General features: G+C 69.0%; 11 protein-coding genes and 1 pseudogene. All 12 read right to left on the reverse strand.

Going from position 1 to position 10,544, the window contains the following annotated elements; genetic code table 11:
* Window positions 1-33: 33 nt before the first annotated feature.
* Entirely contained in the window at window positions 34-666 is a 633-nt protein-coding gene (locus tag FXO23_RS42025) for a hypothetical protein (RefSeq protein WP_158892997.1), read from the reverse strand.
* A gap of 264 nt (window positions 667-930) precedes the next feature.
* A complete protein-coding gene (locus tag FXO23_RS42030; protein ID WP_158892999.1) occupies window positions 931-1,422 on the reverse strand; it encodes a hypothetical protein in 492 nt (163 codons plus the stop codon).
* Window positions 1,423-1,431: 9 nt separating this feature from the next.
* Complete coding sequence (locus tag FXO23_RS42035) at window positions 1,432-1,950, reverse strand: hypothetical protein (protein ID WP_158893001.1); 519 nt, start codon at window positions 1,948-1,950, stop codon at window positions 1,432-1,434.
* A gap of 6 nt (window positions 1,951-1,956) precedes the next feature.
* Window positions 1,957-3,069, reverse strand: coding sequence for an MlaD family protein (locus FXO23_RS42040; RefSeq protein WP_158893003.1), 1,113 nt, complete (start codon window positions 3,067-3,069; stop codon window positions 1,957-1,959).
* Window positions 3,069-4,085 (reverse strand): MCE family protein, encoded by a 1,017-nt coding sequence (locus tag FXO23_RS42045; RefSeq protein ID WP_158893005.1) that lies wholly within the window; start codon window positions 4,083-4,085, stop codon window positions 3,069-3,071. The genes FXO23_RS42040 and FXO23_RS42045 overlap by 1 nt, the downstream gene beginning before the upstream one ends.
* Window positions 4,085-5,302, reverse strand: a complete 1,218-nt coding sequence (locus FXO23_RS42050; RefSeq protein ID WP_158893007.1) for an MCE family protein — start codon at window positions 5,300-5,302, stop codon at window positions 4,085-4,087. The genes FXO23_RS42045 and FXO23_RS42050 overlap by 1 nt, the downstream gene beginning before the upstream one ends.
* Entirely contained in the window at window positions 5,299-6,312 is a 1,014-nt protein-coding gene (locus FXO23_RS42055) for an MCE family protein (RefSeq protein WP_158893009.1), read from the reverse strand. Before FXO23_RS42055 ends, FXO23_RS42050 begins: the two co-directional genes overlap by 4 nt.
* Window positions 6,312-7,328 carry an MCE family protein gene (locus FXO23_RS42060; protein WP_158893011.1) on the reverse strand — a complete coding sequence of 339 codons (1,017 nt, stop codon included), beginning with the start codon at window positions 7,326-7,328 and terminating at the stop codon, window positions 6,312-6,314. The genes FXO23_RS42055 and FXO23_RS42060 overlap by 1 nt, the downstream gene beginning before the upstream one ends.
* Window positions 7,325-8,536, reverse strand: a complete 1,212-nt coding sequence (locus tag FXO23_RS42065; RefSeq protein ID WP_158893013.1) for an MCE family protein — start codon at window positions 8,534-8,536, stop codon at window positions 7,325-7,327. Before FXO23_RS42065 ends, FXO23_RS42060 begins: the two co-directional genes overlap by 4 nt.
* Entirely contained in the window at window positions 8,533-9,318 is a 786-nt protein-coding gene (locus tag FXO23_RS42070; RefSeq protein WP_158893033.1) for an MlaE family ABC transporter permease, read from the reverse strand. The genes FXO23_RS42065 and FXO23_RS42070 overlap by 4 nt, the downstream gene beginning before the upstream one ends.
* 56 nt (window positions 9,319-9,374) lie before the next feature.
* Window positions 9,375-10,169, reverse strand: coding sequence for an MlaE family ABC transporter permease (locus FXO23_RS42075; RefSeq protein WP_158893015.1), 795 nt, complete (start codon window positions 10,167-10,169; stop codon window positions 9,375-9,377).
* Window positions 10,166-10,544: pseudogene (locus FXO23_RS51975) on the reverse strand (ABC transporter ATP-binding protein); the annotation flags it as partial. The pseudogene FXO23_RS51975 and the gene FXO23_RS42075, both read right to left, overlap by 4 nt.

Consider the following 10,544-nt stretch of genomic DNA (forward strand, 5'->3'; position numbering starts at 1 on the left):
CCGCCCGCCGGAACGAGACTTGGTGCCGCGGAACTACTTCACCGCTTTGAGCGAAACCTTCGCGGCGTTGTCCGGCCCGGTCGAGTTCGCGTTGACCAGGAAGGTGAGGGGGCCGCAGCCGTCGGTCCACTCCGACAGCGCGTAGGGCTCGCTTTCCAGGTCGCCGCCGACGGTCGGGTTGAACGGGCCGGTCGAGTGCAGCTTCAGCTCGGGGGCCTGCTTCTGCACGCACTCGTCACCGCCGCCGATCGGGAAGCCCAACGCGGTGATGTTCTTCAACCGGATCTGCAGCGGCAGGGTGAAGTCCACCTTGCCGGCGGTGATCTTGCCGCTGGACGGTGCCGCCTCGAAGAACTCGACGTCCACCTCGCTGTCGAACGCGCCGAACGCCTTGAACTTCACGTGCGGCGCGCTGTCCTGCTTGAACTTCGAGGTGAAGTTGCCGCTGGCCACGTCGAACGTGACGTCGACGGTCGCGTCGATCGGGATGTCCGCGTTCATCTTGACGACGTGCGCGGAACCGGTGACCTTGTACTTGAGTTGCAGGGGCGCGGCCGCGGCGGTGCCGGGCGTGAGTACGCCGCAGACCAAAGCCGCAGCCGCACCGACGGCGGCGATACCGCCCAGTCTGCGAGCGCTCTTCGCGCGACGTGCGTTAAGAATCATTTTCCAGAACTCCTATGTCCTCAGAAGATTCCGTAGCAGGGACTGCGGCAATGCCGAATACCCAGCTCGGCGATACCAGCGGATCGTGGCGGTCACCACTTTCTGCCTGAAATGAGCTTACTGCTGCGTAACATGGCAGACAAGTCGAAACCGCGATAAATTACCCGACCCGCGAAACATCCGGAAAATTATCACGCGAATAAGGGTGGGAAACTCGAATTCGGTCCCCCGCGTACGAAAAATCGGCGCGCACTTCCGCTCCCCTCACAGCGCCCGCAGATCGGTGATGCGCCAGCGCCCGTCCCCGCGTTCGGCGGTGACGCTCAGCTGGGACGCGGCGACCGCGGGCGCGCCGGTGTCGCCGCGAACCGCCCGCTGGTCCAGGAAGACCAGCAGCAGCGCGCGGTCGCCGTCCAGCACCTTCACCCCGGACACCGCGGCCCGGGTGGTGACCGCGAGTTTCTGCGCCGTCGCCTGGGTGCGCGCCTCGGCGAGCAACTGGTCGTACTGTTCCCGCGCCCGGCCGACGAGCACCTGACCGGCCGCCTGATCGGTGGCCGCCGGATCGTCGAATTTGTACGAGAAAATCCGGCTGAGGCCGTCATTCACCTGACCGATTACCTCGGCGGTGCCGGATGCGTCCACGAGTGCCGAGTTGTTTCCGTCGACCGCGCCGCGGGCCTCCTGCGATTCGAGTGCGAACCAGCCGGCAATGCCCACGGCCACGACCGCGATCGCGCTGAGTGCTTTCTCCATAGTGCTTGCTCACGGTTCGGCGACCGGCACCTGGCCGACCGCGTTCAACTTCCATTCGGCGCCGGTCCGGGTCAGTTCGGCCTCGAACCGGTTGTGCTTGGTCACTTCCTGGCCGCCCTCCGGGGTCACCGTGGTCTCCAGCGCGGCGATGACCTTGGCCTTGCCCGCGTCCTCGTCCAGCTCGGTGACCGCCGCGTCCACCACCTTCCCGATCGAGACGGCCTTCGCCTGCCCGATCTTGGCCTTGCTCGCGTCGGGGTTCTGCGCGAGCTCGTCGTGCAGCGCGCCGGTGGACGCGTCCAGCCAGCGGCGGTAGCCGTCGTCGACCCGCCGGTAGTCGAGCGTGTTGAGCGTCGCGATCCCCTGCCGCCCGGCGCTGAGCACCTCCTCCCGGACCGCGCCCTGCCGCAGGCCGTCGTCGTGTTCGGCGGTCCACCAGGACAGTCCGAACCAGACCACCGCGGCGACCGCGATGAGCGCGGTGGCGAAGGCGGTCCAGAACTGGGCGCCCCGGGGCTTCCCCGCCATCACCGGTCACCGCCCCGGTTTCGGCGCGTTCTGCGATCCGCGCACGCCGGTCGGGTCGCCCTTGGGCAGGGTGCACCGCGCACCGGTGTTCAGCGGCTGGCCCGGCGTGGTGTCCAGGCCGTTGCGGTACTGGGTTCCGCCGTAGCCGCTGGTGCACGGCGGCGGATCGAAGAAGGTGAGCGACAGCCCGAGGTGCACGCCGTTGTCGCGGATCACCGACGATCCGGCCGCGATGGCCTGCGGGGTGGTGACCAGCAACTGCTCGAGGCCGCGCTGCCGGACCTCCATCACGTCGGCGGTGGTGAGCAGGTTCGCCAACAGCACACCGAGATTGGGGCCGCTGTCCCGGAGCACGGTGCTCACCTCCTGCGCCGCCGCCGGCACCGCCGGGATCAGCTTGCGCAGGTCGCCGTCGGAGTTCTTGATCGTCTCGGCGAGCAGGCGGGCGTTGGCGCCGAAGGAGGAAATCGCCTCGGACTGCCGTTTCTGGGTGTCGAGCACGGTTTGCGCGTCGGTGACGAACCGGGTCACCTGCGGGACGTGCTGGGTCGCGGTCTGGATGAACTCGATCCCGCGGTCCACCAACGTTTCCAGGTTCGGCCCCGCGCCGGAGGTCGCCTCGTAGAGCTCGTCCACCACCTTGCGCAGCGAGTCCTTGGGCACCGAATCGGCGAGCGAGGACAGGCTGCTCAGCACCACGTCCACCGGCAGCGGGATCCGGGTGTCCCGCTGTTCGATCACCGAGCCCTCGGCGAGCGAGGGGCCGCCGTCGCGCCGCGGCCGGAGGTCCACGTACTGCTCCCCCACCGCGGACCGGTTGGCCACCACGGCTTCCACGTCGGCGGGCACCGCGGGCGTACCGGGTTCGATGTGCAGATCCGCTTCCATCCCGGTGGCGGTGAGCCGGAGCTGCCCCACCCGGCCCACGGCCACCCCGCGGTAGGTCACCTCCGAGTTGGTGAACACGCCGCCGCCGCTGACGAACCGCGCCTTGACCGTGAAACCGCGGTCCCACAGCAACTTGTCCAGCCCGGCGTAGCTCGCGCCCACGTAGGCCACCCCGACGATCGCGATCACCAGGAACAGCACGACCTGCACGCGCACCAGACGGGTCAACATCAGCGCCCACCCCCCATCAGGGCGCCCGCGGTGCGCGTGTCCAGGTGCACGAACCCGTTCAGGTAGTCACCGCGGATCGCGTCGAGCGCACTGTCCGGGAACGGGAACGTCAGCAGCATCTCCATCGCCTGGGGCAGCGCCGACCCGGAGTCGGCGAGTTTGCGCAGCGTCGGTTCGAGCGCGCGGAGATCGGCCACCAGATCGTCCTTGCTCTTGTTCACCGTGTCCACCGCGACATTGGTCAGATTCGCGAGCGAGTTGAGCATCCCGGTCAGCGCCTCGCGTTGCTCGGCCAGGACACCGATCCCGGGGGTGAGATCGGTCAGCGTGGCATTGATCTCGCCGGTGTGCTGGGCGAGCGTCGCGGAAAGCTTGTTGACGCTGTCCAGCGCGCGGGTGATCTCCGCCTTGTGCTCGTCGAGCCCGCCGACGAACGTGTTCAGGTTCTCCACCAGCGAACGCGCCGCGCTCTCCTTGCCGCCGAGCGCGTGGTTCAGCTCGCGCGTGATGGTCTGGATCTGCGCGACCCCGCCGCCGTTGAGCAGCAACGACAACGCGCCGAAGACCTCCTCGATCTCCGGGGCGAGGCTGGAGCGGTTCAACGGGATCACCGCCCCGTCGGTCAACCGGCCCACCGGGGTGGCGTCCCCGGGCGGGGCGAGATCGACGAACTTCTCGCCGAGGATGCTGGACTGCCGCACCCGCGCCACGGCGTTCGCCGGGAGCTGGACGTCCCCGTTCAACTCCAGGATCACCTGGGCGCTGCGGCCGTCCGGGGCGAGTTCGACCTTGGCCACCCGCCCGACCGCGACGTCGTTGACCTTCACCCCGGACTGCGGCACCAGATCGAGCACGTTGGTGAAGCTCGCGGTGACCCGGTACGGGTGGTCGCCGAGCGCGACGCCGCCGGGCAGCGGCAGATCGTAAACGCTGTCCGCGGTGGTGCCGCACGCGGCGGTGAGCGCGGCCAGCAGTGCGACGGCCAGTACCCGGCCGGTCCGGCGTTTCGCGGCCATCAGTGCCCACCTTCCTTCGGCGCCGACGAGTACACCGCGCCGACCGTCGGCAGCGGCATCACCGGCAGGGAGTCCGCGGCGGACTCCGGCTGCGCGACCAGGCCGTCGGACCGCGGTTTCACCGACGCGCAGTCGTTGATCAGCGCGGCGGGCAGGGCGGCCACGTCGAGTTTGTCGTTCATCCCGCACACCGAGACCGTGGCGGCGGCACTGCCGCCGCCGGGCTTCGGGTAGTACTCGAGCAGGTTGCCGCGCCCGTCCAGCGTCTTGGACTGCGGGTTGTAGGCCCCGAGCAGGCTGGTCAGCGCGTTCGGCGCGGTGTCCATCGCTTCGGACAGCGAACCCTTCTGGTCGGCGAGGATCTTGGCGATCCCGGCCAGCTTGTCCACATTGGATTTGACCTTGTCCCGGTTGTCCCGGATGAAGCCCTGCACGGTGCCCAGCGCCTGGGTCAGCTCGTTCAGCGCGCCGGAGAACTCCTGCCGCTGGTCGGCGAGCACCTTGGTGATCGAGGTGAGCTGCTGGGAAGCCTGGTTCACCTGATCGTCGTTCGCGGCGAGCATCGAGGTGAACTTGCTGATGTTGTCGACCGTGCCGAAGAGCTGGTCCTTGGAACCGCTCAGGGTCCGAGCGAACTCGCCGAGCTGCTTGATCGCCTCGCCCATCGGTTTCCCGTTGCCGTCCAAGGTCTTCGCGCCCTGGTTGAGCAGTTCGGTGACCGCGCCGTCGGCGTTGGCGCCGTTCGGCCCGAGCGCGGTGGCCAGATCGTTGAGGCTGGACATCAGCTGGTCCACCTCGACCGGGGTCGCGGTCCGCGCCTGCGGGATCTCGGCCCCGTCGGCGAGTTGCTCGCCCCCGGAGTACACCGGGGTCAGTTGCACGTAGCGGTCGGCGACCAGGCTCGGGGTGACCACGATCGCGGACGCTTCGGCCGGCAGTTCCACGTCCCCGTCGACGGTCATCGTCACCTTGACCCGCTCCGGCTGCGGTTCGACCGCGTCGACCGTGCCGACGGTGACCCCGAGCACCCGGACGTCCGAGGCCGGGTAGATGCCGACCGCGGCGGCGAAGTACGCGGTGATCTTCTTGTCCCCGCCGCCGGTGAAGATCGACCAGGCCGCGGTCACCAGTAGTGCCGCGACCACCCCCAGGGCCAGCAGGCGGAACAGGGTCCGCCGCCGGGCCCGCGCGCCCAGATCCTCCAGCGCGTGCGTCATCGGCCCGCTCCCTTCGGCGGCTGGCAGCTCCCGGGCGGGCCGGACGGCACCAGCCCGCAGATGTAGGCGTCGATCCAGCGGCCGTTGCCGACCGCGTTGCCCAGCAACCGGTAGTACGGTCCGGCCAGGCGCAGGCTCTCGGTGAGCTTGTCCTGGTTGCGTTGCAGCACGGTCGTCACCCGCTCGAGCTGGTCGAGCGCCGGGCCGAGCGTCGCCTGGTTGTCCGCGACCAGGCCCTTGAGCTGGATGCCGAGCTGTTTGGTGCCCTCGAACAGCTTCGCGATCGAGTCCCGGCGCGCGTTCAGCTCGGTCAGCAGCGTGTTCCCGTTGCGGATCAGCGATTCCACCTGCTGCGTGCGGTCGCCGAGGGTCTTGGACAGCTGGCTGGTCCCGGCGAACAGTTTCGTCAGCTCCTCGTCCCGCGAAGCCAGGGTCCGCGACAGGGCGGACATCCCGTCCAGCGCGGTCCGCACGTCCTGCGGGGTCGAAGCGCCCAGGGTCGCGGACAGGGTGCGGAAACTTTCCGCGAGGCGACCGGAGTCGATCGTGCCGACCGTGTTCGCCAGGTCGTTGAAGACCTCGGTGACGTCGTACGGCGACGTGGTGCGGTCCCGCGGGATCGGGTTGTCCGGATCGAGGGCGCCGCCGCCGATCGGATCGAGCACCAGGTTCTTCTGCCCCAGCAAGGTCTTGATCTTGATCGAGGCCGTGGTGCGGTCGCCCAGCCAGATGTCCTTGACCTTGAACTTCACGTCGACGTGGTTCCCGGCCAGCTCGACGCCGGTGACCTCACCGACCTTCACCCCGGCCACCCGGACCTCGTCCCCGCTCTTGAGCCCCGCCGATTCGGTGAACTCGGCGGCATACGTGGTGCCGCCGCCGACGATCGGGAGGTCCTCGGAGAAGAACGCGGCGGTGCCGAGCACGACCATCACGGCCGCGGTGAGCGAACCGACGATGACCGGATTGCGCTCCCGGAACGGCTTCCACTCCGAAGGCTTGAACCGCATCACCTACACCTCCCCTGGGTCACGGGCAATCCCACGGGCGGGCCGCCGGGCGCGGGTGGCGCGTCGGACTTCGCCGCGCACAGGTAGGCGTTGAACCAGGAGCCGTAGGAGAACAGCCTGCCGATCCGGTCGTACTTGGTCGGCAGGTTCTTCAGGAACTGCTCGAACACCGGGGTGTTGTCGGCCAGGTTGCGGGACAGGTCGCCGAGGGTGTTGATGCTGTCCTTGAGCGGCTGGCGGCCCGCTTGGAGCAGCTCCGCGGTGCTGCTGCTCAGCTCACCCAGGCCCCCGATCGCGTCGCCGATCGGCTTCGCGTCGGCGGCGAGCCCGCGGACCAGTTGCTCGGTGGTGTCCACCAGGCTCGCGAGCTGGTCCCCCTTGGCGTTCACGGTGTCCAGGACGGTGTTCAGGTTGCCGATCACCTGCCCGATCACCTGGTCCTTGTTCGCCAGGGTGGCGGTCAGCCCGGCCGTGTGCTTGAGGAAGCTGTCCACGGTCGCGCCTTCGCCCTGCAGCACCTGGATGATCTCGAACGAGAGCTGGTTCACGTCGTTCGGGTTCAACGCCTGGAACAGCGGTTTGAAGCCGTTGAACAGGGTGGTCAGGTCCAGCGCCGGGGTGGTGCGCTCGATCGGGATGTACGCCCCGGGCCGGAGGGTGTCCGAAGTGGACGCCGGGCCCTGGTCGATGGCCAGGTAGCGCTGGCCGACCAGGGTGCGGTACCGGATCGCCACGGTGGCCGCGGCGGAGAGTTTCCGGTTGGCGTCCACCGAGAAGTCCACCTCGGCCTGCCGCCGGTCGACCACCTTGACGCCGTCGACCTGTCCGATGCGGACACCGGACATGCGCACCTCGTCGCCGGGATTGACCGAAGTGGCGTCGGCGAACCGGGCGGTGTAGCCGACCGTGTTGCTCACCCCGACGTTGGCGATCGTGATGCCGAGCGCCACGGTCGCGAGTGCGGTGGCCAGGAAGAAGATCGCGCCCTTGAGGAACGGGCCCGCGAGGCCTTTCACTTGAGGGTCACCTCCGTTCCGCGCAGCAGGGGGCCGACCAGCAGGCTGCTCCAGCTGGGCACCTCCGACGGGGAAGTGCCCATCACCGCCCCGAGGATTTCGGAAACGACCTGGTGCTCCTCCGGGGAACCGGCCGCGGCGCCGCCGCCCGAGACGCCCTGACCGGGGCACCGCGGTCCACCGCTCGCGTTGTAGACCGGATCGTCCTTACCGGGCACGTACTTCCCGCGCGGCTGCTGCACCGACAGCTCGAGGTGCAGGCCGGGCTCCCCGGTGCCCTTGCCCAGCGCCTTCTCCATCAGCGGTTTCATCCGGTTCACCGCGTCGAACAGGCACGGGAACTCCGGGGAGTACCGGGACAGCAGCTCCAGCGTCGGCCGGCTCGACTCGGACAGCCCGATGATGCTGTCCTTGTTCTTCCGCAGGAAGTCGTTCAGGTCCCCGGAAGCCGTGGTGACACTGGAGAACAACGCCTGCAGGTTCTCCTTCTGGTCCACCACGGTCTTCGCGGGGACCGCCAGATCGGCCAGCGCGCGCAGGATGTCCGGCGCGGCCGCGGCGTAGACGTCCGACACGTCCGCGAGCCCGGTGATGTCCGCTTTGAACTGCGGCATCAGCGGATTCGTCTGGGCCAGCAGGTCGTTGAGCTTGACGATGCTGTCGCCCAGCGGTTTCCCGCGGGTGTCCAGCGCCTGCGCGATCGCGCCGAGCGAGCTGTTGAGCTTCTGCGGCTGCACCGCGCGCAGCAGCGGCAGCAGGTCGCCGAGCACCCGTTCCAGTTCGATCGCGTTGCGCGACCGGTCCTGCGGGATCACGTCCCCGGCGGCGAGTTTCCGCGTGTCCGGCTGGTCCGGGAGCACCAGGTTCACGTACCGCTGGCCGAACGCGGTCTTGGGCAGCAGGCGCGCCGACACGTTGCTCGGCAGTTCCCCGATCCGCGCCGGGTCCATCGCGAGGTCGATCTCCGCGCCGTCCCCGCTGCTGCGGACCGCGCGCACCTCGCCGAACGGGACGCCGCGCACCTTGACCTCGGAGCTGGGCTCGAGCTGGTTGCCGACCCGGTCGGTCTTCAGCGTCACCATCGCGGTCGGGGTGAACCGCTTGTCGTAGATGGCCACCGTGAACCACACCAGCAGCGCGAGGATGACCAGGAAGGCCACGCCCGCGAGCTGGGTGCCGAACCGCGCACCACGTCCCGATTTACTCATCCGGACACCTGCACGGTCGTGGTCGAGCCCCAGATCGCCATGCTCAGCAACAGATCCAGGACGCTGATCAGCACGATCGAGGTCCGCACCGCGCGGCCCACCGCGACCCCGACGCCCGCCGGGCCGCCGGACGCGCGGTAGCCGTAGAAGCAGTGCGTGAGGATGACCGCGACGCTGAACACCAGCACCTTCCCGAAGGACCACAGCACGTCCCCGGGCGGCAGGAACATCCGGAAGTAGTGGTCGTAGGTGCCGCCGGACTGGCCGAAGAACAGCACCGTGGTCATCCGGGAACCGGTGTAGGAGATCAGCAGCCCGATCACGTACAGCGGGATGATCGCCAGGAACCCGGCGACGATCCGGGTGGTGACCAGGAACGGCATGCTGCGCACCGCCATGACCTCGAGCGCGTCGATCTCCTCGGAGATCCGCATGGCGCCGAGCTGCGCGGTGAAACCCGAGCCCACCGTGGAGGAAAGCGCGAGCCCGGCCGCCAGCGGGGCGATCTCCCGGGTGTTGAAGTAGGCGGTGAGGAACCCGGTCATCGCCGAGATGTTGATCTGGCTCAGCGCGTTGTACCCCTGCAGGCCGACCGTGACGCCGGTGAAGATGCACAGGCCGACCATCACGCCGACGGTCCCGCCGATCACCGCGAGCGCGCCGCTGCCGAAGGTCACCTCGGCGAGCAGCCGCACCACCTCGCGGAAGTACTTGCCCAGCGTCAGCGGGATCGCGGCCAGCGCGCGGGCGTAGAAGAGCAGCTGGTCGCCGAGCTTGAACATGGTGTCGCCGGGTCGGTTCAGCACCGCCCGTGCCCGGTCCGGAATGGTCGCCACGGTCACGTTCCCTTCGCCGGGACGAGCTGCAGGTACAGCGCGGTGAGCACGGTGTTGACGAAGAACAGCAGCAGGAACGTGATGACCACCGACTGGTTGACCACGTCGCCGACGCCCTTCGGCCCGCCCTTCGGGTTGAGCCCGCGGTAGGCGGCCACCACCCCGGCGAGGTACCCGAAGATCGCCGCCTTCAGCGTGCTGATCCACAGGTCCGGCAGCTGCGCGAGCATGTTGAAACTGGCCAGATAAGCCCCGGGCGTCCCGCCCTGCACCACCACCGTGAAGAAGTAGCCGCCGACCACCCCGACCACGCTGACCATGCCGTTCAGCAGCACCGAGGCCAGCATCGCGGCGAGCACCCGGGGCACGACGAGCCGCTGGATCGGCGAAACGCCCAGCACTTGCATCGCGTCGATCTCTTCGCGGATCGTCCGGGAACCCAGGTCCGCGCAGATCGCCGAACCACCGGCCCCGGCGATGACCAGGGTGGTGACGATCGGGCTGGCCTGCTGGATGACCACCAGCACGCTGGCCGCGCCGTTCGCCTGCTGCGCCCCGATCTGGCTGGTGAGCCCGCCGATCTGCAACGAGATCACCGCACCGAACGGGATCGACACCAGCAGGGCCGGGGTGATCGACACGCTCGCGATGAACCAGAACTGCTGGATGAACTCCCGCGCCTGGAACGGCCGCTTGAAGATCGCGATGATGATGTCCAGGCCCATCGCGCACATCCGGCCGAACTCCCGCATCGCGGCGAGGGCCTTCTGCGGCGCCTGGGAAACGAGCTGGGTCATCGCCTGCTCCCCGGGCCGAACGCGGGCACCACCGAGTCACGCCGGTGACCGCGCGGCGGCTGCACCCGGTACCGGGCGCGCTCCTCGGGCGTGAGGCTGGCCAGGATCCCGTGCTGCGCCAGCGGCGGCAGGGTGTGCAGGATCTTCATCACCCGGTCCTTGCGGCGCCGCACGGCGTTGCGGACCGGCAGCCCGGGCGTCGGCTGCAACTGCGGCACGATGCCGCGCACGTCCTCGTCCGGACCGTCGAAATGCCCGGCCTCCGCGTGCGCCTGCTCGCGGGCCATCTGCGCGGAGTCCTTCTCCTCGGACATGCCGATCGGGCCGAGGCGGCGGCCGTTGAGGAACTGCTCCACCACCGGCTCGTCGCTGGTC

It is taken from the genome of Amycolatopsis anabasis, from assembly GCF_009765355.1.
GTDB classification, from domain to species: domain Bacteria; phylum Actinomycetota; class Actinomycetes; order Mycobacteriales; family Pseudonocardiaceae; genus Amycolatopsis; species Amycolatopsis anabasis.